The organism is Citrobacter sp. Cpo015, assembly GCF_030333035.1.
GTDB classification, from domain to species: Bacteria; Pseudomonadota; Gammaproteobacteria; order Enterobacterales; family Enterobacteriaceae; genus Citrobacter; species Citrobacter portucalensis.
Genome location: NZ_JAOWGS010000037.1, coordinates 773,020 through 797,924, shown reverse-complemented (window position 1 = coordinate 797,924; position 24,905 = coordinate 773,020). Strand labels below are relative to the sequence as shown.

General features: G+C 50.4%; 29 protein-coding genes and 2 pseudogenes. 13 read left to right on the top strand and 18 right to left on the bottom strand.

From position 1 onward, the window contains the following. From OGY67_RS19530 to OGY67_RS19510, 5 genes are all read right to left on the bottom strand, one after another. Window positions 1-204: a tail protein X gene (locus tag OGY67_RS19530; RefSeq protein WP_001397651.1), complete on the bottom strand. Its 204-nt coding sequence runs from the start codon at window positions 202-204 to the stop codon at window positions 1-3. Continuing rightward, a complete protein-coding gene (locus tag OGY67_RS19525) occupies window positions 204-668 on the bottom strand; it encodes a head completion/stabilization protein (RefSeq protein ID WP_286574401.1) in 465 nt (154 codons plus the stop codon). The genes OGY67_RS19530 and OGY67_RS19525 overlap by 1 nt, the downstream gene beginning before the upstream one ends. Before the next feature lie 93 nt (window positions 669-761). Then, the gene (gene gpM / locus OGY67_RS19520) at window positions 762-1,412 is read right to left on the bottom strand and encodes a phage terminase small subunit (protein WP_286574400.1); all 651 of its coding nucleotides are present in this window, start codon (window positions 1,410-1,412) and stop codon (window positions 762-764) included. 3 nt (window positions 1,413-1,415) lie between these two features. Continuing rightward, entirely contained in the window at window positions 1,416-2,477 is a 1,062-nt protein-coding gene (locus tag OGY67_RS19515; RefSeq protein ID WP_286574399.1) for a phage major capsid protein, P2 family, read from the bottom strand. Between the two features lie 16 nt (window positions 2,478-2,493). Then, complete coding sequence (locus OGY67_RS19510) at window positions 2,494-3,327, bottom strand: GPO family capsid scaffolding protein (protein ID WP_286574398.1); 834 nt, start codon at window positions 3,325-3,327, stop codon at window positions 2,494-2,496. A 142-nt stretch (window positions 3,328-3,469) separates the two neighbouring features. Between OGY67_RS19510 and OGY67_RS19505 the strand changes: the two genes are divergently transcribed. Both OGY67_RS19505 and OGY67_RS19500 read left to right on the top strand, forming a co-directional pair. Beyond that, window positions 3,470-5,236: a terminase ATPase subunit family protein gene (locus tag OGY67_RS19505; protein ID WP_052946289.1), complete on the top strand. Its 1,767-nt coding sequence runs from the start codon at window positions 3,470-3,472 to the stop codon at window positions 5,234-5,236. Then, window positions 5,236-6,270, top strand: a complete 1,035-nt coding sequence (locus tag OGY67_RS19500) for a phage portal protein (RefSeq protein ID WP_286574397.1) — start codon at window positions 5,236-5,238, stop codon at window positions 6,268-6,270. The genes OGY67_RS19505 and OGY67_RS19500 overlap by 1 nt, the downstream gene beginning before the upstream one ends. A gap of 15 nt (window positions 6,271-6,285) precedes the next feature. Here OGY67_RS19500 and OGY67_RS19495 read toward each other — a convergent pair whose 3' ends face one another. Beyond that, window positions 6,286-6,990, bottom strand: a complete 705-nt coding sequence (locus OGY67_RS19495) for a DUF4145 domain-containing protein (RefSeq protein ID WP_286574396.1) — start codon at window positions 6,988-6,990, stop codon at window positions 6,286-6,288. Between the two features lie 532 nt (window positions 6,991-7,522). On the opposite strand from OGY67_RS19495, the gene OGY67_RS19490 reads away from it, so the two are divergent. Then, window positions 7,523-8,062, top strand: a complete 540-nt coding sequence (locus OGY67_RS19490) for a hypothetical protein (RefSeq protein ID WP_286574395.1) — start codon at window positions 7,523-7,525, stop codon at window positions 8,060-8,062. A gap of 302 nt (window positions 8,063-8,364) precedes the next feature. Here OGY67_RS19490 and OGY67_RS19485 read toward each other — a convergent pair whose 3' ends face one another. The 6 genes and pseudogenes from OGY67_RS19485 to OGY67_RS19460 all read right to left on the bottom strand — a co-directional run bounded on the left by OGY67_RS19485 (window position 8,365) and on the right by OGY67_RS19460 (window position 12,793). Continuing rightward, on the bottom strand, window positions 8,365-8,553 hold the full coding sequence (locus tag OGY67_RS19485) for a hypothetical protein (protein WP_279217030.1): 189 nt from the start codon (window positions 8,551-8,553) through the stop codon (window positions 8,365-8,367). A gap of 154 nt (window positions 8,554-8,707) precedes the next feature. Further along, window positions 8,708-11,071, bottom strand: coding sequence for a replication endonuclease (locus tag OGY67_RS19480; protein WP_286574394.1), 2,364 nt, complete (start codon window positions 11,069-11,071; stop codon window positions 8,708-8,710). An 82-nt stretch (window positions 11,072-11,153) separates the two neighbouring features. Beyond that, window positions 11,154-11,927, bottom strand: a pseudogene (locus OGY67_RS19475) (DNA adenine methylase); the annotation flags it as partial. After that, window positions 11,924-12,151: a TraR/DksA family transcriptional regulator gene (locus OGY67_RS19470; protein WP_286574393.1), complete on the bottom strand. Its 228-nt coding sequence runs from the start codon at window positions 12,149-12,151 to the stop codon at window positions 11,924-11,926. The gene OGY67_RS19470 and the pseudogene OGY67_RS19475, both read right to left, overlap by 4 nt. Beyond that, window positions 12,151-12,384, bottom strand: coding sequence for a DUF2732 family protein (locus OGY67_RS19465; protein WP_200055073.1), 234 nt, complete (start codon window positions 12,382-12,384; stop codon window positions 12,151-12,153). The genes OGY67_RS19470 and OGY67_RS19465 overlap by 1 nt, the downstream gene beginning before the upstream one ends. A 67-nt stretch (window positions 12,385-12,451) precedes the next feature. After that, window positions 12,452-12,793 (bottom strand): DUF5347 domain-containing protein, encoded by a 342-nt coding sequence (locus tag OGY67_RS19460; RefSeq protein ID WP_286574392.1) that lies wholly within the window; start codon window positions 12,791-12,793, stop codon window positions 12,452-12,454. A gap of 79 nt (window positions 12,794-12,872) precedes the next feature. Here OGY67_RS19460 and OGY67_RS19455 point away from each other — a divergent pair, with 79 nt between their 5' ends. Beyond that, the gene (locus OGY67_RS19455) at window positions 12,873-13,121 is read left to right on the top strand and encodes a hypothetical protein (RefSeq protein ID WP_071697275.1); all 249 of its coding nucleotides are present in this window, start codon (window positions 12,873-12,875) and stop codon (window positions 13,119-13,121) included. Here OGY67_RS19455 and OGY67_RS19450 read toward each other — a convergent pair. The 4 genes and pseudogenes from OGY67_RS19450 to OGY67_RS19435 all read right to left on the bottom strand — a co-directional run bounded on the left by OGY67_RS19450 (window position 13,112) and on the right by OGY67_RS19435 (window position 14,285). After that, on the bottom strand, window positions 13,112-13,336 hold the full coding sequence (locus OGY67_RS19450) for a hypothetical protein (protein ID WP_223232882.1): 225 nt from the start codon (window positions 13,334-13,336) through the stop codon (window positions 13,112-13,114). The two genes, OGY67_RS19455 and OGY67_RS19450, sit on opposite strands and share 10 nt — an antisense overlap. Further along, window positions 13,333-13,500 (bottom strand): annotated as a pseudogene (locus OGY67_RS19445) (phage filamentation protein Fil family protein); the annotation flags it as partial. The pseudogene OGY67_RS19445 and the gene OGY67_RS19450, both read right to left, overlap by 4 nt. Before the next feature lie 7 nt (window positions 13,501-13,507). Further along, window positions 13,508-14,017 carry a phage regulatory CII family protein gene (locus OGY67_RS19440; protein ID WP_286574391.1) on the bottom strand — a complete coding sequence of 170 codons (510 nt, stop codon included), beginning with the start codon at window positions 14,015-14,017 and terminating at the stop codon, window positions 13,508-13,510. Between the two features lie 64 nt (window positions 14,018-14,081). After that, a complete protein-coding gene (locus OGY67_RS19435; RefSeq protein WP_070613007.1) occupies window positions 14,082-14,285 on the bottom strand; it encodes a regulator in 204 nt (67 codons plus the stop codon). 146 nt (window positions 14,286-14,431) lie between these two features. On the opposite strand from OGY67_RS19435, the gene OGY67_RS19430 reads away from it, so the two are divergent. The 4 genes from OGY67_RS19430 (at window position 14,432) to OGY67_RS19410 (ending at window position 18,667) form a co-directional block, all read left to right on the top strand. Continuing rightward, a complete protein-coding gene (locus tag OGY67_RS19430; RefSeq protein WP_286574390.1) occupies window positions 14,432-14,992 on the top strand; it encodes a phage repressor protein CI in 561 nt (186 codons plus the stop codon). A gap of 28 nt (window positions 14,993-15,020) precedes the next feature. Then, window positions 15,021-16,532, top strand: coding sequence for a KAP family P-loop NTPase fold protein (locus OGY67_RS19425; RefSeq protein ID WP_286574389.1), 1,512 nt, complete (start codon window positions 15,021-15,023; stop codon window positions 16,530-16,532). A gap of 84 nt (window positions 16,533-16,616) precedes the next feature. Next, entirely contained in the window at window positions 16,617-17,669 is a 1,053-nt protein-coding gene (locus OGY67_RS23735; protein ID WP_353622380.1) for a phage integrase, read from the top strand. A gap of 200 nt (window positions 17,670-17,869) precedes the next feature. After that, window positions 17,870-18,667 carry an SDR family NAD(P)-dependent oxidoreductase gene (locus OGY67_RS19410; RefSeq protein WP_286574388.1) on the top strand — a complete coding sequence of 266 codons (798 nt, stop codon included), beginning with the start codon at window positions 17,870-17,872 and terminating at the stop codon, window positions 18,665-18,667. Here the strand turns inward: OGY67_RS19410 and OGY67_RS19405 are convergent. Beyond that, window positions 18,654-19,214 (bottom strand): TetR/AcrR family transcriptional regulator, encoded by a 561-nt coding sequence (locus tag OGY67_RS19405; RefSeq protein WP_003831648.1) that lies wholly within the window; start codon window positions 19,212-19,214, stop codon window positions 18,654-18,656. The genes OGY67_RS19410 and OGY67_RS19405 overlap by 14 nt on opposite strands. An 85-nt stretch (window positions 19,215-19,299) precedes the next feature. Here OGY67_RS19405 and OGY67_RS19400 point away from each other — a divergent pair, with 85 nt between their 5' ends. The 3 genes from OGY67_RS19400 to OGY67_RS19390 all read left to right on the top strand — a co-directional run bounded on the left by OGY67_RS19400 (window position 19,300) and on the right by OGY67_RS19390 (window position 21,712). Further along, window positions 19,300-20,508 carry an MFS transporter gene (locus tag OGY67_RS19400; RefSeq protein ID WP_267451997.1) on the top strand — a complete coding sequence of 403 codons (1,209 nt, stop codon included), beginning with the start codon at window positions 19,300-19,302 and terminating at the stop codon, window positions 20,506-20,508. Continuing rightward, the gene (locus tag OGY67_RS19395; protein WP_286574387.1) at window positions 20,508-21,323 is read left to right on the top strand and encodes a Cof-type HAD-IIB family hydrolase; all 816 of its coding nucleotides are present in this window, start codon (window positions 20,508-20,510) and stop codon (window positions 21,321-21,323) included. Before OGY67_RS19400 ends, OGY67_RS19395 begins: the two co-directional genes overlap by 1 nt. 107 nt (window positions 21,324-21,430) lie before the next feature. Then, entirely contained in the window at window positions 21,431-21,712 is a 282-nt protein-coding gene (locus OGY67_RS19390) for a hypothetical protein (protein ID WP_003831642.1), read from the top strand. A gap of 217 nt (window positions 21,713-21,929) precedes the next feature. Here OGY67_RS19390 and OGY67_RS19385 read toward each other — a convergent pair whose 3' ends face one another. Continuing rightward, complete coding sequence (locus OGY67_RS19385; RefSeq protein ID WP_008784235.1) at window positions 21,930-23,162, bottom strand: MFS transporter; 1,233 nt, start codon at window positions 23,160-23,162, stop codon at window positions 21,930-21,932. Window positions 23,163-23,459: 297 nt separating this feature from the next. Here OGY67_RS19385 and ybjG point away from each other — a divergent pair, with 297 nt between their 5' ends. Both ybjG and deoR read left to right on the top strand, forming a co-directional pair. Further along, window positions 23,460-24,068: an undecaprenyl-diphosphate phosphatase gene (gene ybjG, locus OGY67_RS19380; protein WP_126956738.1), complete on the top strand. Its 609-nt coding sequence runs from the start codon at window positions 23,460-23,462 to the stop codon at window positions 24,066-24,068. A gap of 64 nt (window positions 24,069-24,132) precedes the next feature. After that, window positions 24,133-24,891: a DNA-binding transcriptional repressor DeoR gene (gene deoR / locus OGY67_RS19375; RefSeq protein WP_250671137.1), complete on the top strand. Its 759-nt coding sequence runs from the start codon at window positions 24,133-24,135 to the stop codon at window positions 24,889-24,891. The last annotated feature ends 14 nt before the right edge of the window (window positions 24,892-24,905 follow it).

The following is a 24,905-nucleotide window of genomic DNA, read 5'->3' as shown; positions in this document are numbered from 1 at the left end:
TCAGTCCCATAGCTGGACGGTCTGCGCCGTGGTTGACGCCGTAATGTCCGGCAGTTCCACCTGCAGCCCGTGCGGTAAAAATGGGCCGTACTCTGCCAGCCCCGGATTTGCCTTCAGAACCTGCTCAGTGACCCCCTGCGTGCGCCCGTAATGACGCCAGCAAAGCGCGTCCACCGTATCATACTGATGCGCACGCACTTTCATCAGATAAGCTCCACCGTATAGTGCGGCGCATCCTGCACCCGGCTGATGGCCCAGCGGGCATCACGCCACAGATCACCGCTGGCCTCCGCCAGCTCCTCCCCCCGTGTCACACCTGACGCCGTGGCGTCATAGTCCTGATAACGCTCATTGAGTACGGCGCGCGTCCAGCAAAAAACGGCGTTATGGTAATGCCGGATACGCTCGCTTTTACCGTCCAGCATGTCCGCCGGAACCTCAGCCAGTGCCCGGTAGCCCAGCAGTTGCTGGCGGTTGCGGAAGTCGTACAGCTCAGCGTTAACCTCAGAAATAGCCGTCAACACAACCTGCTTTAAACGCGGCTGCGTCACCGTGCCGTCAGTTCGCATCACACTGCGAAATTCCGACAGGTCCACATCAGGCCAGAACGGCGTATTTTTGATGACCTCCGCCTGTTCCGGTGCCTGTTCGGGCGCAACAAACTTCATGCGGCTTTCTCCTGAATAAGTGGGCGGTGGACAGAATTTTGATGTGGCAGTGCCTTTCGCCATCCCGTGCCGCCCGTGCGCGGGGCACGTTCGTTAGCGACTGTCATTGCGCAGTCTGCGCTCCAGTTGCTGCTTTTCTTTTTTCACACCGCAGCGGGGATCAAGCTGCAGCGCTTGGTTAAGGTGATTCAGGGCAGATGCCGGGTTGCTTTCGCTCAGTACAGCGCCGATGGCTTTATGCAGGCGCGCCCGCGACTGGTCCGGCATATCCAGATCGGTTGTCAGGTCCAGCGTCTGCAGAAGCAAATCGGCATCAAATCCGGCAGCGGCTAGCAGAGCGCTTTGCGCCGCGTCTGCCATTTCTTCTGCCAGCACGGTCTGCACGTTACGGTTGCCCAGCGGCATCACCCAGCCATGGTGCAGAGCATGGCGCCCGATTTCCAGCGCACCGGCATAATCACCGGCGTCAATACGCCACAGCATCACGTACATCAGCACGTCATCCTGTTGCGTACCTCCGGCAGCCAGCACGCCGTCTGCCCAGGCGGCATATTTCGGCAGCAGCGCCACCTTAATCGCCGCCTTTTTCACCGTGGACTGGATACCCTTGAGGCGGCGACGGTCTTCTGCCAGTTGCAACAGCATCAGGTCATAGCCCGACGCATGGCGAACACTGCCGCCCTCACGGGCGGCCTGTTCGGCCTGAATGCGCAGGCGGTGCTGCCGTGCGGGACTCAGGCTCATGCGTTATTCCCCACCTTCCGGTGCAACAGGCACACTGAAATCACCGATTTCGATGTTTTCAACCAGCGCCGCGCAGCGGTAGTCCTCGACCACATACGCCTCGTTGACGGATTCAAAGTTTTCAATCCGGTCACGTTTCGGGTTATCGATAACAGAACGGCGGCGGGTGTCTTCCTGCCAGTAGATGGACAGGTTATCCAGACGGGTGATCAGCAGGGAATTTGCCGGGAAGAAAGGCGCGCGCACGGCCTGCAGGCCGCCCATGCGTTTCTGGCTAATGATCAGATCGGCAGAAATTTTTTCGCTGTTGTCCTGCTCTTTGTTGACCAGCGGGAAATATTTGTCAGATAACAGTTCACGACCACAGACAACCACCAGATCGTCATCATCCTGGTAAACCACGTCGATCAGCTCGTTGACGGCATCCATCACCAGTGCGTCCAGGTTGGCGTAGTCGCCCTCCTTGCCCACTTTCACTGCATCTTTGGTGGTTACGCCGTCTTTTGTGGTGCTGCCCATGACATGATCCGGCGCGTCTTCGCGGATTTTCTGCAGCCAGCCTTTATTGACGTCCTGCAGTAGCGGGTTTTCAGCACGACTGGAGGTTTTGGCGCGCTTCACGCCGTTAAAGCCAATCATGATGCGATCCAGCGCCTGACGCTTAACGATGGCGTTGCGGATACGCACCTGGAAGTCCTGGAACTTCGCCCACAGGTCCAGCTTTGCGTAGGTCAGCACTGTGTCAAAGTTGGTCTGTTCGCATTTATATTCCGCGTCCTCCATCAGCATCGGATCGGTAGGTTCGCGCTCTTTGGTGGTGGTGTCGGTGGTTCCGGCAATGGTGCTGCCAACGCCCAGCCCCAACAACTGACCGGACTGCTCCGTAACCGGCGTGATGTTAATCAGCGTCAGAAAAGCGGCAGACTGCTGGATCTGGTCTTCCAGCGTCTGCTGCACGGACGGCTCCACGGTGAACTTGCTGGAGAGTTCTTCAACCTCCACACCGTTCAGGCGCGCCAGTTGCTGCAGGTAAGCGTTAAAGGCAAAGCGGGTTTTCTTTTTCATTGGGTTTTATGCTCCATCAGCAATTGGTCAGGGTGCCTGCCGGTGCGTCACCGCCCGGCGCGCGCTGGCGGTAATCCTTGCGGCTGTCTTCACGGCTCAGCTGCTGCTGTAACTCGGCAAAGGCGGTCTGCTGTTCCTGCAGGGAGGACTCCAGCTCAGAAAGGCGCTGGTCCCGATCGGACAGGGATTTGTCAGTGCGCTCGCTCAGGAGCTGCTGCTCAGTAGCGACCAGCTCCACGGCTTTATGCACATCAGAGAAGCGCGCATCGTCGGTCTGTTCTTTTTTGGTGAACAGCGCGGTGACGCGGGCAAAGAGGGACGGCTTTTCGTCCTGGGCTTCTTCCAGTTCGATCTGCGTTTCTTCGGCAGCGGTAAAAAGGTTTTCAGGATTCTGCTTACGGTTTGCCAGCGGGTTATGTGCGGCACTGGCGCTGAATGCCAGCATTTCGGTGCCGAGACTTGCCGGATCATCTGTTGCAGCCAGTCCCACAAGATAGGCTTTACCGGTGTCAGCAAACTTCGGGCTGACCTCCATGGAGGTAAACAGCTTCTGGCCTTTTTTCACCAGTGCCACCAGGGAGTCCGTCGGTTCAACATCGGCGTAAAGTGCCATCTTGCCCGCCAGCGGACCGTCCTGGATTTCTTCCTCAACCAGCGCCGTCACTTTGCCGTAACGGTTGAAGGCACTGTCCGGGGAATAAGACTTGATGTGCTCAAGGTTAATCAGCGCGGTATAGACCGTCGGGTTGTAGCTGGCAGCCATCTGTACCAGCCATTCACGCTGGATCTCGCGCCCGTCAGTGGTGGCACCTTCCACCCCGATACGGAAACGCTTTGCTTTCACTGTCATGAGCCATGCTCCGTTAGAAATAACTTACTGGAGCCTTATGTTTGCGGTGATGGGGGGAGTGAGACAACGCGCTGTATTTGTACGGTAAACCACACAAAACGCAGCCGGGGAAAGCCGCCATACAAGGTCGTATGTTTGGGCCATGAACACGACACTGACCCCCGCAGACCTCGATCCCCGTCGGCAGGCTATGCTGCTGTACTTTCAGGGATACCGCGTAGCCCGCATTGCTGAAATGCTGGGCGAAAAAGTTGCAACCGTTCACAGCTGGAAAAAACGCGACAAGTGGGGCGACTATGGGCCGCTGGATCAGATGCAGCTCACCACCGCCGCACGTTACTGCCAGCTCATCATGAAGGAGCAGAAAGAAGGGAAAGACTTCAAGGAAATTGACCTGCTGGCGCGCCAGTCAGAGCGTCACGCCCGGATCGGAAAATTTAACGATGGCGGGAACGAAGCAGATTTAAACCCGAAAGTAGCCAACCGTAACAAAGGTCCGCGCAGGCAGCCGGAAAAGAACGTTTTCTCCGACGAACAGATCGAAAAGCTGGAAGAAGTCTTCCATGCCTCAATGTTCGACTATCAGCGTCACTGGTTTGAAGCAGGAAAAACAAACCGCATCCGCAATCTGCTCAAGTCGCGCCAGATTGGCGCCACGTTTTATTTTGCCCGTGAAGCATTGATTGACGCCCTGCTGACCGGACGCAACCAGATTTTCCTTTCTGCCAGTAAGGCACAGGCGCACGTTTTTAAGCAGTACATCATCGACTTTGCCAAAGAAGTTGAGGTGGAGCTGAAAGGCGATCCCATGGTGTTACCCAATGGTGCAGCTTTGTACTTTCTCGGCACCAACGCCCGCACGGCGCAGAGCTACCACGGCAATCTGTACCTGGATGAGTATTTCTGGATACCGAAATTCCAGGAGCTGCGCAAGGTGGCCTCCGGGATGGCCATTCACAAAAAATGGCGACAAACCTACTTTTCCACTCCATCCAGCCTGACCCACAGTGCCTATCCGTTCTGGTCCGGTGCGCTGTTCAACCGGGGCCGTGCCAAAGCGGACAAGGTGGATATTGACCTGACCCACAGCAACCTTGCGCGCGGCCTGCTCTGCCCTGACGGACAGTACCGCCAGATCGTCACCGTGGAGGATGCGGTGCGCGGAGGCTGTAACCTGTTCGACCTGGACCAACTGCGCATGGAGTACAGCCCGGACGAATACCAGAACCTGCTGATGTGCGAATTTATTGACGATCTGGCGTCAGTATTCCCGCTCAGCGAGCTGCAGGCGTGCATGGTGGACAGCTGGGAAGTCTGGACCGATTTTCAGGCGCTGGCGCTGCGCCCGTTTGGCTGGCGGGAAGTCTGGATCGGTTACGACCCGGCGAAAGGTACGCAGAACGGTGACAGCGCAGGCTGTGTGGTTATGGCGCCACCCACTGTACCTGGCGGAAAGTTCCGCATCCTGGAGCGTCATCAGTGGCGCGGGATGGACTTCCGCGCCCAGGCTGATGCCATCAAAAAGCTGACGCAGCAGTACAACGTGACTTATATAGGCATCGACTCGACCGGCGTTGGGCACGGCGTTTATGAGAACGTAAAAGCGTTCTTTCCTGCCGTGCGGGAGTTTGTCTACAACCCCAACGTCAAAAACGCCCTGGTGCTCAAGGCGTACGACATTATCAGCCACCGCCGTCTGGAGTTTGACGCCGGACACACCGACATAGCGCAGTCCTTTATGGCAATCCGACGCGCTACAACCGCCAGCGGAAACCGCCCCACCTACGAAGCCAGCCGCAGCGAAGAAGCCAGCCATGCAGATTTGGCTTGGGCAACGATGCACGCACTGTTTAACGAACCGCTGCAGGGCGAATCCGCCAATACCAGCAACATTGTGGAGATTTTTTGATGGGTAAGAGTAAGAAAAACCGCGCTGCAAGTGGGAACAATACTCAACATAAAGGAGGCATGGCTACAGAGGCATTCAGCTTTGGCGATCCCATTCCGGTACTGGACCGCCGCGAGCTGCTGGATTATGTGGAGTGCGTGCAGATGGATCGCTGGTATGAGCCACCAGTGAGTTTTGACGGACTGGCACGCACCTACCGTGCAGCGGTGCATCACAGCTCCCCGATTGCGGTGAAGCGCAACATTCTGACCAGCACCTTTATCCCGCACCCGCTGCTGAGCCAGCAGGCGTTCAGCCGCTTTGTGCAGGACTATCTGGTATTTGGTAATGCCTATCTGGAGAAGCGCACCAACCGGCTCGGCGGCATTCTGTCGCTTGAGCCATCGCTGGCGAAATACACCCGGCGCGGCGTGGATCTGGATACCTACTGGTTTATGCAGTACGGCATGACCACCCAGCCGTATGAGTTCACCAAGGGCAGCATTTTTCATCTGATGGAGCCAGACCTGAACCAGGAGATTTACGGCCTACCGGAATACCTGTCCGCCATCCCATCCGCCCTGCTAAATGAATCCGCCACCCTGTTCCGCCGTAAGTATTACATCAACGGCAGCCATGCGGGATTCATCATGTATATGACCGATGCCGCGCAGAACCAGGAGGACGTGAACAACATCCGCCAGGCGATGAAAAGTGCCAAAGGGCCGGGAAACTTCCGCAACCTGTTTATGTACTCGCCCAACGGCAAAAAGGACGGGATTCAGATCATCCCGCTGTCAGAGGTTGCCGCTAAAGATGAGTTTCTAAATATCAAGAATGTGAGCCGGGACGACATGATGGCAGCTCACCGCGTGCCGCCGCAGATGATGGGGATTATGCCGAGCAATGTTGGGGGGTTTGGGGATGTGGAGAAGGCTAGTCACGTATTTGTTCGGAACGAACTAATCCCCCTACAAAAAAGACTTCAAGAAATTAACGGATGGTTAGGCGAAAACATCATTAAATTTGAATTATATAACTTAGATTCAAAATAAAAATTACAGCGGTTCTTAAGAACCGCTATTTTCGTGTCTTTTTTTACGTCTGATTTTTGCTTCTTCTAAACGTGCTTTTTCGGTGTATAACCTCTCAAGTAATATATATGTGAATTCTTCGAGGTCATCGGCAGATGTTTTATCGAGTAACCCATCATGAGCACCGTCATTTCCATCATCTTTAACACATTCTGCTAAATCCCTCATGGCTTCAGGTAAGAGCTGATTATCAAACAGCCAATCCATTCTAAAACCTAAGCTACGCCGAATTTTGTTTGCAGGTTCTTGCCCTTCAGGTGGTAACAATTCTTTAGTTGCAATATCCAAGCATAGCCTAAACATAGTTGCAGAGGCGTTATAACAACCTACTGACAAACATTTAGAACCTTCAATAAAAATATCATTAATTTTTTGTGGTAAAAACTCTGGAGGAGGATTTGTTTTTAATTCAGCTGGGTTAACTACACCCAGTATTTTTCCCATTGAGTTAAAATTAAACCCAGATCGCCAATCAATACCATCAAAAGATTCTTGTCGGCCACTGGGGTATGCAAAAAAGATAGTGCCACGTACACACTCACGGCAGATACAATACAACTCGTAAACTTTGACCGTTTCTCTCAGATTTAGCTGTCGGTTTGCTACATAATGACCATTTTGAATATTAAATGTGATTTTCTTGCTTCCGCAACGAGGACAATCATCAACCATCATCGCCATCGTAATACTCCCTCTTAACCAGAACCACAATGCATTTATTTTAAAGAACTTGATTCAAGTTTACTATGACAACGTCCATTGTTTTTAGCTTTTGCGCGCGCTCGTATCCCCGCCACGCCTGCCCACTTCATGTAGTGGTTTTCATGCGCCTGCATGACATCAGCAAAAACCCACCAAGAGTGGTCAATCTCGTCCTAAAAGAGTCCCAAGTAATCATGCGGATCCATGCGGCATAGGCATGCATTGCCGCGTTGTGGAGCTTCGATTATTTCAACTGAGTCCGTGCCCCCTTATCAAGCTAAAACCATGACATTGCGTGATCCCACAACCACCCGCCTTAAAAATTTAAGCCTCATACACCTGAAAGACTCTCAGCATCACAAACCATACCTGCTCAAAAACAGTACAACAACGAAACACTACACAGATTACTCAATCAAGTACTCAATAAAATACTCTTGACCAACTCAACCAATCGCGCATAAACTGCAGTCATTACTAGTAGTGATTCTAAAAAAGAGGGCACAACAAAATGGCTAACACTAACTGCATTACTGTACTTACCGCACGTGGCATCACCGAAATCCTGAATACAGGGGGAAGTCAAGCATGGAGACTAGATGCTAGCCATGCAGCCAAGCACGAATATCTAGTTTGTGTACAAAATTCGAAGGCGGACTGGGGAACACAAGAAGCCAAGCATCACCATGCATTTATGGTCGGTCGAATCTCGGGAGTCAGCAGAGCTCCAGAAAACTCTCACCGTTGGATCATTAATATTGATTCTTATGCGGAAATTGACCTTCCGGAGCAATGGGATGGTAACCGAAACCCCGTTTCTTACCGTAACCTCGAAGACATTGGCATCGAGCTTGGCAAACTGGAATTTAAAGCTGTTCCAAAATTATCTCCGACTAATGTAATCATCGGAAAAGCAGGTGATGAGTACGAAGAAGAAGAAGAAGAAGAACAAGAAAGTGTAAAACCGTTAACACTTAAAGAAGCAAAGGCTGGGCTAGCCCTCTATTTTGGTGTCAATGAAGAGAACATTCAAATAACCATACAAGGTTAAGTGCTTAATATGCGGGTAGGTTGCAATTAGTTTGCGTTAGTTTTCGTGCGAGGCGGCATTCTCAGGTTAAAAAGCACCTAATGGGATTTGAGCATATATCTTAAATCCCCAAAAATGATTTGCCGTTCCTCGCACATAGTGAAGCTCATGTACGGTTACCCAAAGCAGTACTGGGTAGCCAATCTCAAGCCAGAAACAGTCGTAGTAAATGCGGCCCAACTAGTAACTAACGCCTCGCTCAGGTCGTTGTTCAACCTTGCTGACGTCAGAATCAAGTTCTCACGCCAGCAACGTTCCTGCTACTAACTGGGAAGATCCATTGAGCGGCTGTACTCATGAGCACGAATCTTTGCCATCAGCTCATCCGTCAACTCAGAAACCCACTGGATAGCCAGCTGCTTTTCTTCATCGTCACACTCACTAGCCGCTACAAGCTTGATAAAAAAATCAATGCGCTGGAGCTTTAACGACTCCAAGAAATAGTCCTGCATCTTCCCTCCTATCGATACCACTGCACAAATAACTGTATATATATCCACTGTTTATATATACAGTATAGAAGAAGTTTCTGATTGTAAAATGCTTTTTTAGCTTTCAGTCGGTTAGCCATGCGAAGGTCACGATTCTGCACTTATCGGACGATACTCACGAGTACCACTGCCTCCACTTATCATCTTCCTGCAGACGCTGGTTGCGGTAGAAAATACGCAGCCCGGCCCCGGACGGAATGCTGCCGCCACGCAGAAGCAGATCCACCTCTGTTTCACTCGCTTCAAACCCTCTGGACCTCAGCTCCGCGTTGAGCTGCCGACGCTGGAGATCGGTAATTTCTTGTTTGTAACCTTTCCGGCGCTTCGGTTTTACTAGCCTCAGCCGGGCTGTCAGCTCCCGCCGTTCCTTCGCGCTCAGATCGTGGAGGTCCGGCAACGTCTCTGGCTCTCTGGATTCAGGTAATTCGCCCCCTGATTGGTTCAAATTTTCAACAGGGGGACAGTTATTGCCACGAGTCCAAGGGGCGCAAGCGCCCTGGTCGGCTGTCGCCTCCTTAACGTCAACGGCCTTGCGAACCATTTTCCACTTAACCGCATGCGTGCAAATCTTGCCCTCTGCAATCGGGGACCAGATGCCATAAATACGAATACCGTGATCGCCGTAGGCGCTCGGCTCGTCGTTAAGTTCGTAGGCAGTTCTGACAAGGTGATGCTTGCGGGGAACCAGCACACCGCCCTGTTTCATAATGTAGGTGGCAAAGCAGCCCGCATCAGCGGCAGCCAGTACCGCATCTAGACGCGGGTTATCCAGTACCGGCGCGCCCGCTTTACGTTCACCCTGCACTCTCGCGGCCTGACCAGCCAGCAAACGCAGCTCGCGGTATGCCTGGCGCCCCGGAATACCAAAGAAGCGAAACTGCTGGACGCGATGCAGTGACGCCCATGCACTAACATGCTCGGCGCTGTCGCGCAGCGATCTGCCGGTTTCTTTGCTGATTTCTTTAGCCAGTCCGCGCCCGTCAATATTCTTGCTGATGTATTTGGCGATATAGCTGGTCGGCGTGCCCTTACGCGGGTTGATAAGCTCGGATTTGAAGCGCGGCCCCGTATTGTTGCCCAGCTCCTCGCGGTCTTCACGAATGGCAAATTTACGCAGCAGCGCGGTAATGGAGCGACGGTCTTTTTTGCGCATGAAGCACAGCAGGTGCCAGTGCACAGTGCCGTCATGGTGCGGTTCTGCAACGCGGACGCCATACCAGCGCAGCCCGGCTTTGTGCATTGCCTTGCGGAAAGCCGCGAACGTATCAACCAGGTAATCACTGCTCTGGCGGACAGTGGCGCTGGTCCACTTAGGATTTGGTCTGCCGTTGTTGAGGGTTGCGTGGAAGCGTGACGGGCAGGTGATGGTATAGAACACAGCGCAGTCTCCGCGCATTTCCGCGATCAGCTCCAGCCCTTTAACACAGGCCATCATTTCATTACGGCGGTGTGCCGGGTTGCTGTTGCTGGCGTTCACCACGTCTTCCATATCCAGCGTGTCGCCGTCTGCATTAACCAGTTCGTGCGACTGGAAAAACTCCAGCGATTTGCGGCGCTGCTCGCGTTTGTGGATCACGGCTTCATAGCTGACATATGGCGATGCTTTCTTGTTGACGAGGCAGACTGCGCGCAGTTGTTCCTCCCGCCATTCACAGCGCATTTGCCACAGCTTGCGATACCACCAGTCCGCGCACAGCATGCGTGCCAGAGAGGATGGGATCAGCTCGTAAGGCACCGGCTTGCGGCGGCGTTTCTTGCGGCGCAACTTCTCAAATGCTGGCGGAATCACCTCAAGACGCATGGCCTCTGCAGCAACCTTTTCCCATACCTGGCGGATTTCTTCTGGTTTAACATCGTCACTGACAAACAGATCACCGCATGCCGCATCAAGACACATGCTCATATGTGCCGCAACCAGCGTGGAAAGGCGCTTGACCTGATCCTGATTCATTTCAGGCAGTACCAGCAGCCCCGCCAGTCCGTCCTGGCTCGCCATGAATCGGAAAGACGCAGACACCTGGCTGTCGCGCGCGCGCTCCAGCCGCTCAAGACAAGGCCTGATTGTTTCGCGCAGATAGCGGGAATAAGCTTTAGCCCTGCCCAGGCTATGGAAGTATTTAATACGTTCCAGCAGAGGCTTGCTGATATGGGCAGGCATGGCGCTTACATCGGCAATAATCACCAAATCGGGATTAACACGCTGCTGTTCGCGGGCCATTTTGGCATGGCTAATCAGCCGATCCTGCTCCATTTCACGCTGGACAGGATCACGAGACTCATTGAAGAAATAACGTTCCCAAACCTCATCACTCAACGCCTCACGGCGCAGATGCTCCTGCTCGTTATCCGCAGCGTACAGAGTAATGAGGTTTGAAAGCGCAGACTCCGGCGCAAATTCCGCCGGGTCCAGATATGGGTTAACCGCCTTTTTTGGGGTATTCCATGGAAAGGCCACACTGTAGCGATCAAGCTTTGACACGTGGCAAACCAAACTTTTTAACACATTGGTAGAAGGATACTGCATGCCCATACAAAGGAACGGGAGGTATAAATTCAGAAACAGCTATGATTTCGTCTGCAGATTTCCCCTCACCTGCCGCCACGCCCATGCTGCGCTTAGTGGTGATACGGTGTCTGGTGAAATTGTGATAAATAGAATTGATCAGCGAGGTATCACTGTTTGAGACAACAACCGGATGCCCTTCCGAGGAACGGCGTTCAAGGATAGCTGCTAAGCGATACTGATCACTCTCGGTAAATCCTGCTGTATGGTATGCCGCAAAAGTACCGTCATAAGGAGGATCGCAGTAAACCACATCACCCGCCTGCAGCATTGCCAGTGTTTCGTCATAGCTGGCGCAGATGAACGTGGCACACTTGGCCTTTTCGGCAAATTCGCGGATCTCTTTCTCTGGAAAATACGGCTTCTTATAATTACCGTAAGGAACATTAAAATTACCGTCCAAGTTATAGCGACATAGTCCGCGGTAACCATAGCGATTTAAATATAAGAAATACAATGCGCGTTCAATTGCACCACCATGGCGCAAGCTAAAATCTTGTCTCGTCTTGTAATATGCCTCAGAATCATTACGGGCTTCAAAAAGATATCGACCCTCTTTGATGAAGTATTCAACGTCATTCTTAATCACCTGATAAAGATTAATCAGGTCTGGATTAATATCCGCGACAAGATAATGAGGATAGTCTGTCTCCATCATCACAGCGCACGACCCCGCGAAAGGCTCAACCAGTCGCGGGCCTGCTGGAAGGTGTTTTTTCAGTTCTGCCATGATGGCGGTTTTATTACCCGCCCATTTCAGGATAGTGCTCATACAGCACCGCCTACGTAATGTTTGCCTTTCAGCTCAGCGATTTCCTGACAGGTGATGCAGCACTGCACGCCCGGAATAGCGTGGCGTCGAGCTGGCGGGATCGGTGCATCGCAATCTATGCAGAGAACACGGGAAACGCCCGGCACTTTGGCGCGGGCGTTGCGGATGTGGCGTTGGAGGTCTTCTTCCACGCGCTGTTGTACAAGGTCCATTGAATCAGCCATCAGTGGATCTCCTTCGCTTCGCTCTGAATGTTTTCAGCCGTAACACGCAGCAGCTCCGCCGCCTCAACGTGGTTAAGCTGGCGTGATGTAATATGACAAGCCAGACTATCAAGACGGGCAGCCATTGCCGCAGCTCGTGCCCGGCGTTCTTCCATGCGGGCATCAGTCAGCAACTGGTTCAGGCCAGCATCATCTGGTCCGGTTTTGGTGATACGGGTTTCAATATTTCGCATAGTTGTTTCTCCTGAATTTGGGCAATAAGAAGCCCGGCGGGTTTACGCCATTAATTTCTGTTGTGGATTAATTCGGCATGGTTAGCCGTTTTGGAAATAAGCTCACCACTGCACGAAAATGATTCATTGCTTTAATCAGTTCCCGCTTTTCGTCAGTAGTCAGATCACTAATATTGACGCTATGACGTTCTGCCGGAATTTTTGCCATATAAAATATGGCTGCCAGTGCCCTCACATTATGTTTATTGTTAACGTCCCTTTGGTTGCGCATATCTTCAATGAACCTTTCAAGCTCCGACTCAATGTTCAGGCCGAACACTTTTGCACGTAGTTCCGCAATATGGTTCAGTCCGTCCAGGCGTTTACCGGGGCTTAATGGGACAGTCACCACAGCGCCTTCAATAGCCATAAATTCCTCCACAGATCACTTGCTACTCCTTCTCTGATATGATTTTCCGATGCAACGAGATAACTCAGAGGATGTACCAATGTTGAACCTGGTTGAGAAGGAACGGATCGAGCAGCTTGAAAATGAAATTGCGCGACTGCGAGAGGATGTTGAGATGCAACAAATCCTGCTGTCTGGCTTACTACACAGCGTGCTACGAGGAGAATCATCGAATCAGTCAGCATTTTTAAACATCCTTCGTGAAGAATTAAACAAATTGCCGCCAGGCTCACTCAAACGTCAGGAATTCACCTACAAACTTCAGGAGCTAATAGAGCGTTACCGATAAGTTTGTTGGCGATACTGTTCAAGAGGTGATGTGCTTTTCCGCATCACTTCCTGAACCCGTTCCCCCCGAAAGAATGTCCCATCTCGCAACGTAAAATAGTAACTACCATCACCCGAAAGAGACGGATAACAACTTGCAAACTCGTCCTCATGAATTGAATACTTTTCGCCCTTATGGAAGAACTGGTAAAACACACCTTCTGTAGCTTGCGCCATGATTTCCCCTTTTTGGTTGTAGACAGTTCATCCAGAAGCGCATTCTGAGTACGGCACGGGTGCCAGCGCTTGCCATCCTTCCCCATAATCCAGCCGTGACCGCAATGCATTGCCGGGCTTTGCCTCACCAACAGTGATGCAAATGAAGGTTCTTTCGTCAGCATAACTACCTCAGATCAAACCGAACGAAGCGCCGAGACCCGTCACGGTATCCACCGCACTTGCCATCGCCGGATTTGCCTGTAGACGTGCCTGCAAAGAAACTGCGGTCAGAGCCATCAAACGCGTAACTGAATTAATGCTGCTAATTACATCGCGGCGACCTGCGGTAGTTTTCACATCACCAGAGACAGCACCAGCAGCAACACGACCTATTTCTGCGGTAGCGCTCATGACGTAATGCGGCAATTTCTCTTTTGCAACTTCGTTTACCGGAACACATGGCAGGCAATGGATCTGCGCCAGAAAACCGTCAACCAGCGTTGAGTCTTCGGTGAGATCGGTCAGCAGCCAGATATCTGGCGCTGTGAGCTGGTGAGGCTGCTCCGGGTTCAGCTTGTTACGCAGGGTTTGAACATTCATGCCAGCGCGTTCTGCCAATTTCGCCATGTTGTGATGCAATGCGAAGGTGCGACAAGCTTCATCAAAATGGTTTTGTTTGGAAACTCTGTAATCAAACATGGTTTTCATCTCCGAACTTATCGCAAAATCGAACCATAAAAGTGAAAGCGATAAGCAAAGGTTTTCACGCCGAAAGTGCATCTACTGTCAAAGCGGCCATGTTAATCATGACTTTTTCGCGTTTCTTGTCTTTGCGGAGACGATGTCGCGGAAGGCGACCATCAGCCAACATGTCATTGATCGTATCAACAGGAAGGCCTGTGAGTTCGCTATAACGTTCAATTGTGACGTGCGGCGTATTCAGAGTGATTGAAATGTTTGGGATCATGGTGCAACATTCCTCTTTCAGTCCGGCTTGTGGCGAGCCGTTGTTTAACGTGATTAGTAGTGAAGGCTCCAAAAGAACACTTCGAGTTCAACTTTAAGATCGCTTTTGGAATCTGTCAACGAATTTTAGATTGCTTTGGAGGTCTTGTGGATTTCAGCAGCGGCGGTAAGAAAGTCATTGAACGATTGGTAGAGGCGTATGGGTTCACTACTCGCCAGGCACTTTGCGATCATTTGGGCGTGTCTAAGAGCACCATGGCAACGCGCTATATGCGTGACATTTTCCCTGCGGACTGGGTTTTGCAATGTGCAATGGAGACAGGATGCTCCCTTGAATGGCTGTCATTTGGCATGGGGGAAAAGAAAAATATTACTAAAATTGAGACTCGAACCCTGATAAAAAAGACATTAGTCAATGGTATGCTTGAAGACAATGGGTCATATTTATTCGACACCAATTTCCTACCACAGAATTTAAAAAAAGCAGTAGTTGTCACTTCCGAAACAGCTGAATTAATCTGCGAAATGGAATTTGGCGATGTAAGAGATGGAAAATGGCTAGTCAACATCGATGGAGAACATTCATTCAGAATGATAACTCGTCTACCTGGAGGCAGAATACATCTTACTGCTGAAAATCATTCTTTTGAATGTGCATTAACAGATATTGAAATCATTGCAAAAGTAGTATTAAGTTGCTTGCGCTAAGTTAATACTTTTATAAGGATGTTCTAAATTGAAACGCGGCGAATATAACTGGAACTGGGATGAAGCAACCACATTCACATTAGATGATGAAAATGAGGCATTATCTAATGACAAATTAAACCGAAGGCACTATGCAGAATATCTATATTATTACCTTGAAAATAAAGGACAAAAAAACAACACAGTAATTAATCTTAATGCCGAGTGGGGGGCAGGAAAAAGTTTTTTTATAAAGAGATTTTATAACTCAATAAAAGATGTACACCCTTGTGTTTACATTGACGCATGGAAACAAGACTTTTCCGATGATGCTTTTCTAACCTTGTTTTCATCCTTATCTCAACAACTACAAACATATGCAGGGAAACTTGATGCGCGATTGATACAAAGTGGACATGCTATTGGACGCTTTACAAAGGGTGTGATTCCAGAAATACTTTCCGGACTAATCAAAACTTATGCAGGTATAGAAAGCGTAGGTGATATAGCCAAAGAAGCCTCATTATTGATGCTAAAGGAGCATCAAGAGAAACTCAAAAGTATTCAAGTATTGAAAAAGGAATTAGCGTTGTGGTCAAGACTAGCATTTGAAAAGGAATTTTCAAGTCCGATATTTTTATTTATAGATGAATTAGACAGATGCAGACCAGACTATGCAATTTCTCTTCTAGAGATCGTTAAACATATTTTCGACATTAATAACTTTGTATTCATTATCGCTACGGACACAGACCAATTACAACATTCAATCAAAAATGTATACGGGAATGATTTTTCGGCAAATGACTATTTAGGCCGATTTTTCCATAGGCGATTCACATTAAAAGCCCCTGAAATTTACACCCTAATACGCGAAATTATTAACGATGGTTTGGCACCCGTCTATGAGGAGGCGTCACATTTAGTTTATCCATTAACATCCACCCCAGATGATTTTGCGAAAAATATCTCATCTATTTATGAAGCATTTAATCTTAACTTAAGAGATTCAATTAGAAACACTGAAAGATTAATTGATATATTGAAGTCAAACTTAGTCAAGAAAAAAATTGACTACCTTTTTCTTTTAACACTTATGATAATATACGACAAAGATCGTCGAATTATAGATAGCCAAATAGGAAGGCATATAATCAGCGAGCCTCTTACTGATTCATTGAAAAAAAGCATATATTTAAAGGGGGCAGCCCAAGCTAGTTTGCATCTTATTTTTGATACTAACCAACAAAATCTTGGAGTTAATTATAGATATGAGTCAACTCATCGAAGGATAATGACAACGCAATTTTCTCCGGAGATAAGCATAAGTCTTCATAAATATTTAGACACTGCTTTTTATTTTATTAAAAACATTAGAACGTTAAAAAAAGATGTTAAAGAAAAGAATTATAATACTTTGATGATATGTGATCACACCCCCTCAAGCGATACAATCGTAAAATACCTTCAAGGAGCTATCCTTGAAAAGGACGTGCAAACTAATTTTTATTCATTTAATAGTTATATTGAGTTTATTGAATTAGCAACTTCTTTTGAATAAGTTATGTTTAAAAATTCGATAACAAACATTGACCACTGTTCAAACATACAGTTAAATTTACCCCTCAAACATGGGGGCTTTTTAATGGCAGTACGAAAACTCGACACAGGAAAATGGATTTGTGAATGCTACCCCGCCGGGCGCAGTGGTCGGCGCGTGCGTAAGCAGTTCGCCACCAAAGGCGAAGCAATGGCATTTGAACGCCATACGATGGATGAGACAGAGGCTAAACCCTGGCTAGGTGAATCAGTAGACCGCCGAACTCTGAAAGACGTCGTTGAACTCTGGTTCAAACTGCACGGCAAATCCCTAACCGCTGGCGAGCATGTTTACGACAAGTTGGTTCTAATGGTCGATGCACTCGGAAACCCTCTCGCCACTGATCTCAGCTCGAAATTGTTCGCACATTATCGTGACAAACGCTTGACCGGTGAAATCTACTTTAGTGAGAAATGGAAGAAAGGTGCCAGCCCGGTCACGATCAATCTGGAGCAAAGCTATCTGAGCGGAGTGTTTAGCGAACTGGCCCGACTCGGTGAATGGACAGCGCCAAACCCACTGGAGAACATGCGCAAGTTCACCATTGCCGAAAAGGAGATGGCCTGGCTGACGCATGAACAAATTACTGAGCTTTTGTACGACTGCAACCGCCAAAGTCCCCTGCTCGCCCTGGTCGTTAAGATATGCCTAAGTACCGGAGCACGCTGGCGCGAAGCTGTAAATCTCACACGCTCCCAAGTCACTAAATACCGAATCACGTTTGTCAGGACCAAAGGTAAAAAGAACCGCAGCATTCCTATCAGTAAAGAGCTGTATGAGGAAACCATCGCCCTTGACGGCTTCAGGTTCTTTACCGACTGCTATTTCCAGTTTTTATCTGTGATGGATAAGACCTCTATCGTGCTGCCACGCGGGCAGCTTACCCACGTTCTGCGCCACACATTCGCTGCTCACTTTATGATGTCAGGTGGAAACATCCTCGCCTTACAGAAAATCCTAGGTCATCACGACATTAAAATGACTATGCGCTATGCTCATCTGGCACCAGACCACCTTGAAACCGCCCTGCGCTTCAACCCGTTGGCTACGCTGCCAAGTGGCGACAAAGTGGCGGCAGCGGTTGGCAATACTCCGTAATCGCCACCTTTTACCACCAAACTAACTTATTGATTATGTTACAAGCAATTGTTTTTACTAACCCATTTACATAAATGGGTTTTTTGTTGCCTGAAATTTGCGTTCATCGCCTTCCACCTCTGAAACACCTCCCAAATTTGCAGCATGCCGGTTATGGCACATACTTTAAAACGGTGCTTTATCGGGGATGGGGGTTAGTCATGTTGCTTACTGGCAAAGTCGCAGTAATTTTTGGTGGCAGCGGGGCTATTGGTAGTGCGGTTGCGCAGGCCATGGCGCGCGAAGGAGCCCATGTGTGTCTGGGTGCTCGCAGCCAGGAAAAACTTGATCGGACGGCCAGTATTATCCGAACGGCAGGTGGTACAGTCGAAACCTTTATCACCAATGTACTCGACGAGCACAACGCATCGAAGGAAGTTACCCGCCTTGTAGAGCAAACCGGTGGAATAGATGTGGTGGTTAACACAACGGGATTTATGCACGAACAGGGCAAACGCATTGACGCATTATCCCTCTCTGAGTTTATGAGCGGCATCACCCCTTTCCTCTCGGCGCAGTTCAATATCGCTAAAGCCGTAACGCCGCACATGGGCGGCAATCGTGCGGGCGTCATTCTCAGCGTTGTTGCCCCCGCGGCCCCGATGGCGATGCCTGGTCATCTGGGTCATATTGTTGGTTGTGCAGGAACAGAGGCTTTTATTAAAGCATTCGCCAGCGAGGTAGGACCGGCAAATATCCGGGTCGTCGGCGTGCGCTCGCATGCGATTGTGGATGCTGTTGCAGCTGGCTCCTATACCGGAGAAATTTTCTCCGCTAAAGCACAGTCAATGGGTTTAACCGTCGATCAATGGTTAGGAGGTGCGGCGCAAAGTACCATGCTCGCGCGCCTGCCTACGCTTGCACAAATCGCTGAGGTCATGACCTTTCTTGCTTCAGACCATGCCAGCGCCATGACCGCGACGGTGGTGAATATTACCGGAGGCGCTACGCACAGCTGACTGTCGCGGGTATCCCTGCAATACGCTCCACCATCAGCAAGATATCTTCTCGCTGCAGCGGTTTTTTGTCCGTGACAAAATGCAGCGTCATTCCTTCAATAAACGCATCCAGCGCCCGCGCAGTAACCGGATCAAACCACTGCTCCAGCGTTTGTTGGCTGCGTAGCATCCAGTTCTGCATCACCGTTTTCAACGCTGGTTTACGGCTGGCAAAAGCATACAGCTGATACATGAGCTCCATATTATCAGGCGTTGTGACCTGAGAGCCGTAAATCATATCGGTAATGGCATGGCAAGCCTGCGACGCATCCTTAACATCGGCAAAAAAGTCCTGATACTGCAGCATCATCCTGTCAGTAAAACGGCCAAATGCCTCCATCAAAAGCTCATCGATTCCCGAAAAGTAATAGGTCATAGAACCCAGTGGTACCTCGGCAATCATAGCGATTTTACGGTGTGTAACCCCATGAATACCATGGGCTATTACTGCATCCAGAGTCGCCTGAACTATTTTTTCCCGCCGCTGCGGATCGTTTGCACGTCGCACTACATTTCCTCTTCTTGCATTTGTGTACAAATGTACACAGTCTTGCTAATGTTGTCTCCTTCCCTCTTTTCTTTGGCTCGAATTCATGACTGGCATCTCATCACGCAAAGCCTTAAGACGTCGCACCTGGGCGCTGTTCACGTTCTTCTTTTTACCAGGATTATTAATGGCCTCCTGGGCAACGCGTACCCCTGCCATCAGAGATATCCTCTCCATCTCCACTGCCGAAATGGGTGCGGTGTTGTTTGGGCTCTCTATTGGTTCGATGAGTGGCATACTTTGTTCGGCCTGGCTGGTGAAACGATTTGGCACGCGTAAGGTGATCCGCACCACCATGTCTTGTGCCGTTCTCGGAATGGCGATCCTCAGCATAGCGCTCTGGCTACATTCCGCATGGCTTTTCGCGTTTGGCCTGAGCGTATTTGGCGCCAGCTTTGGCGCGGCAGAAGTTGCCATCAACGTCGAAGGTGCGGCAGTTGAGCGCGAAATGAACAAAACCGTGCTGCCGATGATGCACGGTTTTTACAGCCTGGGAACGTTGGCAGGGGCTGGAGTTGGAATGATGCTTACCGCCTTCAGCGTCCCGGCTACCGCGCATATTCTTTTGGCTGCAATGGTTGCTATCACACCTATTTTCATCGCCATCAAAGCTATTCCTGACGGCACGGGCAAAAATGCCGCTGACGGTTCTCACTCCGGTGAAAAAGGGCTGCCTTTTTATCGTGATATCCAGCTATTGCTGATCGGCGTTGTAGTGCTGGCAATGGCATTTGCTGAAGGTTCCGCCAACGACTGGCTTCCACTGTTAATGGTGGACGGACATGGATTTAGCCCGACATCAGGCTCGCTGATTTATGCCGGTTTTACGCTGGGTATGACCGTTGGGCGATTTACCGGCGGCTGGTTCATCGACCGTTACAGCCGCGTTGCGGTGGTGCGCGCCAGTGCGCTGATGGGCGCTCTCGGGATTAGCCTGATTATTTTTGTCGACAGTTCCTGGGTGGCGGGTGTGTCCGTTATTCTGTGGGGACTCGGCGCATCGCTCGGCTTCCCGCTGACCATTTCAGCCGCCAGCGACACCGGCCCCGATGCCCCAACCCGCGTCAGCGTCGTGGCGACCACCGGTTACCTGGCGTTCCTTGTTGGACCGCCGCTTCTGGGCTATCTGGGTGAACACTATGGCCTGCGCAGCGCTATGTTGGTGGTGCTGGCGCTGGTGCTTGTCGCCGCCGTCGTCGCGAAAGCGGTAGCGAAACCGGATCTCAAAAATACTACGGTGATGGAGAACAGCTAATGAGTATCAAATTAATTGCGGTCGACATGGACGGCACATTTTTAAGCGACCAAAAAACCTATAACCGTGAGCGCTTTATGGCGCAATATCGCCAGATGAAAGAACAAGGGATCCGCTTTGTGGTCGCCAGCGGTAACCAATATTATCAGTTGATTTCCTTTTTCCCCGAACTGGCCAATGAGATCTCATTTGTCGCCGAAAACGGTGGTTGGGTAGTCAGTGAAGGTGAAGATGTCTTTAACGGCGAACTGGCTAAAGACGATTTCCATGCCATCGTAGATCATCTGCTGACCCGCGCCGATATCGACATTATTGCCTGTGGTAAAAACAGCGCCTATACATTGAAACAGTACAGTGATGAACATAAGAACGTTTCCGCCATGTACTATCATCGTCTCGAGTTTGTAGATAATTTTGACAATCTTAACGACGTTTTCTTCAAGTTCGGGCTGAATATTTCCGACGACCGAATTCCACAGGTACAGGACGACCTCCACGAGGCGATTGGCGATATTATGGTACCGGTGCATACCGGCTACGGCAGCATCGACTTAATAATTCCCGGCGTGCATAAGGCTAACGGTCTGCGCCTGCTGCAACAACGCTGGAATATTAACGACAATGAAGTTCTTGTGTTTGGCGATGGCGGAAATGATATTGAGATGCTGCGCCAGGCAGGATTTAGTTTTGCAATGGCCAACGCCCATGAGCCGGTGATCGAGGCGGCAAAATATCGCGCAGGCTCGAACAACGAAGAGGGCGTGCTGGATATTATCGACCGCGTGTTAAAGAATGAAGCACCGTTTACGCATTAACGACTCAGCACAGACGGCAACAAAATGATGGCATGATCTATTCATAATCCGCCTCAAATTAACCCGCTGGATTATTACTTCCAGTGAATATTTCAGGCGAGCGGATCATGAAGAAAAGTGTACTGATGGCAACATTGTTGCTGGGCTTTGCGGGGACAACATTTGCACAGAGCGTTACCGTTGATGTCCCCAGCGGTTATAAAGTGGTGGTAGTGCCCTCTTCCGTCAGCGTCCCGCAGGCGGTCAGCGTAACGACCGCACCACAAACGGTATATGTTGCTCCAGCGCCTGCTCCGGCCCCTGTCTATCGCGCACATCCTTATGCGCGACATGTGGCAAGCGTCGGTGAAGGGATGGTTATCGAACATCAGATTGACGACCACCACTAAGTTGTCGCCAGGCCCAGACAACCGTAATACTGGTCAGTTAAGATCTTTGGTGAGCGGTAGGCCGGATAAGGCGTTTACGCCGCCATCCGGCAATTTGCTACAGGCCGCCGGATGGCGCTTCGCTTATCCGGCCTACAGCGTGATTCTATTATCAGCATAATGATGAATTTATCGGCGTCATTATGCTTATCTGCACTGGATTGCGGAAATCCGGACCTTAGCCTTCCCGGGAATTCCCTACCCGTTTATCTTTCAGGAAGATAACCATCAAAATCAGCCACAGTACGCCGCTTGCCAGATTGAACAGGCTGAACAAGCCGTTCCCTCCCAGCAGATACGCGTGTTTACTCAGCTCAATACCGACGGTAAAAATCAGCATCTGCAACATACCCATTGCGGCAGAAACAGTACCCTTACTCATTTCGCTGGCAAACAGCGTCAGGCGCACCAGCCCCGCATTCGCCACGCCAATGCCAAACGCATAGATACTCAAACCCGCCGTCATCCATAGATATGCATGGGATGACACCACCGTGGCCGCAGCGGCAATAATCAGGCCAACGGCGATTGGCCAGCCGCCCATGATAATTAGCGAACGCACGGTTTTTCGCGAAGTCAGACGCGCCAGCACCAGGTTACCGGCAATCAACGCGCCAAAAATCGGCACCTGCAACAGACCATATTCGTAGCTGCTGAGATGTTCACCACTGATGATAATAATCGGGGACTGCGCAATCCACGCCAGTAACGGCAGGCTGACAAAACCCAACGCCAGTGCGCCTGCAACGAAACGTACGTTCCTCAGCACCAGCTTATAATCCTTGCCCAGCTCTTTAATGGACAGCTTTTCACCAAGCCGGGTTGCCGTTTCCGGCATCGCGCGTTGCAGACCAAAAAAGGAGATGGCCGCCAGAGCAGCAAACAGGATAAACATCCCTTCCCACGGCAGAACATGTACCCAGGCTGCGCCTACCAACGGCCCCAGCAGTGGCGCAATCAGCGCCACGTTTGCCATCAGCGCGGTAATTTTTATGCAGACCGCTTCTTCAAAGGATTCCTGAATGGCGGCGTAACCCACCGCACCAATAAAGCACAGGCTTATCCCCTGCAAAAAACGCAGGAAGGTAAATTGCTCAATATTCTGTGCAAGCAGGGTCGCAAGACAGGTAACGATGAACCAGATCACGCCGGTTAACATTACCGGGCGACGACCAATACGGTCCGACAGCGGTCCTAACAACCACTGCAAAAACATGCCGCCTGCCAGATAGGCGGTCATGGACGTAGGTACCCAATCTAATCCGGCGTTATATTGCGCCACCACCGCCAACATTCCGGGCTGGATCATATCGTTGCCGATATAAGTGGAGAATTCGTAAAGCACCAGACAGAGCGGGAAAAGTAATGCCTGACGCCCCAAACGGACGCCTGAAGATAAACGGTTCTGCATGCAATCTCTTAACTATAGAAAAATCGCGCAAAGTGTAATAAATGCGCCGTACTGGTGATAGTGAATTATGTGATTTGAAAGCAAAATGCGCACATTTTTACACTCATTTGCTCAAGAACATTTTGCTTTAAGGTTAATTTAAGTTGAGACCGCTATCATGCTCAATAAGTCTCATTAATTGTCTTAAAAATCGTCATTTAACAGGCAAATAAGACAAGACCGCTTTTTATCCCGTGAAAGCAATTTTATGCTCTCCCCAAATGGGTCTATTTAACGATTACACTGAGTCTGGACGTTATGCTGGAAAATCTGAACAATTCGCTTTTTTACTTGATCAATGCAACACCCGACTCTGCGCAATGGGCAATTTCGCTCGCCATTTTCATTGCCAAAGATCTGATCAGCATTGTGCCGCTGTTAGCCGTTGTGCTCTGGCTTTGGGGACCTCGTGGTCAGGTTACGCTCCAGCGCCAGTTGGTCATCAAAATGGCCATTGCGTTGGTAGTCGGTCTGACGATTTCCTGGCTGATGGGGCATCTTTTCCCCCACGATCGTCCGTTCGTTAACCACATCGGTTATAACTTCCTGCACCATGCGGCAGATGACTCTTTCCCGAGCGACCACGGTACGGTTATCTTTACCTTTGCTCTGGCCTTCCTGTTCTGGCATCGCTTGTGGACGGGTGCTCTGCTGATGGTTGTCGCCGTGGCGATTGCCTGGTCACGTGTTTACCTTGGCGTTCACTGGCCGATGGATATGCTGGGCGGATTACTGGCCGGGTTGATCGGCTGTCTGAGCGCCCAGATGATCTGGCAACGGTTCGGCACAACCTTGTACCTCGGCTTGCAGACGTGCTATCGCACCTGCTTCGCTCTCCCCATCCGTAAAGGTTGGGTACGTGACTAACCCGCGGTAAAAAGAGTAGTATTAAGCGCGAAACTGAGCACTTATTCTATTCTCCAGGGGAACTATGGAAACTCGACGCGACGAGCGTATTGGTCAATTACTGCAGGCGCTGAAACGCAGCGATAAATTACACCTCAAAGAAGCCGCGACGTTGCTGGGCGTATCTGAGATGACCATTCGTCGCGACCTGAATAATCATGATGCTCCCGTCGTGCTGCTCGGGGGCTATATTGTTCTGGAACCCCGCAGCGCTAACCACTATTTAATCAGCGATCAAAAATCCCGTCTGGTTGATGAAAAGCGTCGCGCTGCCCAGCAGGCGGCGAGTCTCGTGCAGGCGCATCAGACCATCTTTTTCGATTGCGGTACGACCACGCCGTGGATCATTGAAGCGATCGACAATGAACTGCCCTTCACCGCAATCTGCTACTCGTTGAATACGTTTCTGGTGCTGCAGGAAAAACCGCAGTGCCGCGTCATTCTGTGTGGTGGTGAATTCCATGCCAGTAACGCGATTTTTAAACCGCTCGATTTTCAGGAAACGCTGAACAACCTCTGTCCGGATATCGCCTTTTATTCCGCGGCAGGTGTTCACATCGAAAAAGGCGCGACCTGCTTTAATCTGGAAGAACTGCCGGTGAAGCACTGGGCGATGTCGATGGCGCAGCATCACGTTTTGGTGGTCGATCACAGCAAGTTTGGCAAGGTGCGACCTGCGAGGATGGGGGAATTGAAACGCTTTAATACCATCATCAGTGATAACCGCCCTGACGATGAGTTTGTTGAGTACGCTAAAGCGCAACGTATCACGCTGAAGTACTAACAGATACTGCCGGA

Bases quoted from the DNA above. Each gene is read 5' to 3' on its own strand.
- OGY67_RS19530 (WP_001397651.1), bottom strand. From the start codon at position 204: ATGAAAGTGCGTGCGCATCAGTATGATACGGTGGACGCGCTTTGCTGG.
- OGY67_RS19525 (WP_286574401.1), bottom strand. From the start codon at position 668: ATGAAGTTTGTTGCGCCCGAACAGGCACCGGAACAGGCGGAGGTCATC.
- gpM (WP_286574400.1), bottom strand. From the start codon at position 1,412: ATGAGCCTGAGTCCCGCACGGCAGCACCGCCTGCGCATTCAGGCCGAA.
- OGY67_RS19515 (WP_286574399.1), bottom strand. From the start codon at position 2,477: ATGAAAAAGAAAACCCGCTTTGCCTTTAACGCTTACCTGCAGCAACTG.
- OGY67_RS19510 (WP_286574398.1), bottom strand. From the start codon at position 3,327: ATGACAGTGAAAGCAAAGCGTTTCCGTATCGGGGTGGAAGGTGCCACC.
- OGY67_RS19505 (WP_052946289.1), top strand. From the start codon at position 3,470: ATGAACACGACACTGACCCCCGCAGACCTCGATCCCCGTCGGCAGGCT.
- OGY67_RS19500 (WP_286574397.1), top strand. From the start codon at position 5,236: ATGGGTAAGAGTAAGAAAAACCGCGCTGCAAGTGGGAACAATACTCAA.
- OGY67_RS19495 (WP_286574396.1), bottom strand. From the start codon at position 6,990: ATGGCGATGATGGTTGATGATTGTCCTCGTTGCGGAAGCAAGAAAATC.
- OGY67_RS19490 (WP_286574395.1), top strand. From the start codon at position 7,523: ATGGCTAACACTAACTGCATTACTGTACTTACCGCACGTGGCATCACC.
- OGY67_RS19485 (WP_279217030.1), bottom strand. From the start codon at position 8,553: ATGCAGGACTATTTCTTGGAGTCGTTAAAGCTCCAGCGCATTGATTTT.
- OGY67_RS19470 (WP_286574393.1), bottom strand. From the start codon at position 12,151: ATGGCTGATTCAATGGACCTTGTACAACAGCGCGTGGAAGAAGACCTC.
- OGY67_RS19465 (WP_200055073.1), bottom strand. From the start codon at position 12,384: ATGCGAAATATTGAAACCCGTATCACCAAAACCGGACCAGATGATGCT.
- OGY67_RS19460 (WP_286574392.1), bottom strand. From the start codon at position 12,793: ATGGCTATTGAAGGCGCTGTGGTGACTGTCCCATTAAGCCCCGGTAAA.
- OGY67_RS19455 (WP_071697275.1), top strand. From the start codon at position 12,873: ATGTTGAACCTGGTTGAGAAGGAACGGATCGAGCAGCTTGAAAATGAA.
- OGY67_RS19450 (WP_223232882.1), bottom strand. From the start codon at position 13,336: ATGGCGCAAGCTACAGAAGGTGTGTTTTACCAGTTCTTCCATAAGGGC.
- OGY67_RS19440 (WP_286574391.1), bottom strand. From the start codon at position 14,017: ATGTTTGATTACAGAGTTTCCAAACAAAACCATTTTGATGAAGCTTGT.
- OGY67_RS19435 (WP_070613007.1), bottom strand. From the start codon at position 14,285: ATGATCCCAAACATTTCAATCACTCTGAATACGCCGCACGTCACAATT.
- OGY67_RS23735 (WP_353622380.1), top strand. From the start codon at position 16,617: ATGGCAGTACGAAAACTCGACACAGGAAAATGGATTTGTGAATGCTAC.
- OGY67_RS19410 (WP_286574388.1), top strand. From the start codon at position 17,870: ATGTTGCTTACTGGCAAAGTCGCAGTAATTTTTGGTGGCAGCGGGGCT.
- OGY67_RS19400 (WP_267451997.1), top strand. From the start codon at position 19,300: ATGACTGGCATCTCATCACGCAAAGCCTTAAGACGTCGCACCTGGGCG.
- OGY67_RS19395 (WP_286574387.1), top strand. From the start codon at position 20,508: ATGAGTATCAAATTAATTGCGGTCGACATGGACGGCACATTTTTAAGC.
- OGY67_RS19390 (WP_003831642.1), top strand. From the start codon at position 21,431: ATGAAGAAAAGTGTACTGATGGCAACATTGTTGCTGGGCTTTGCGGGG.
- OGY67_RS19385 (WP_008784235.1), bottom strand. From the start codon at position 23,162: ATGCAGAACCGTTTATCTTCAGGCGTCCGTTTGGGGCGTCAGGCATTA.
- ybjG (WP_126956738.1), top strand. From the start codon at position 23,460: ATGCTGGAAAATCTGAACAATTCGCTTTTTTACTTGATCAATGCAACA.
- deoR (WP_250671137.1), top strand. From the start codon at position 24,133: ATGGAAACTCGACGCGACGAGCGTATTGGTCAATTACTGCAGGCGCTG.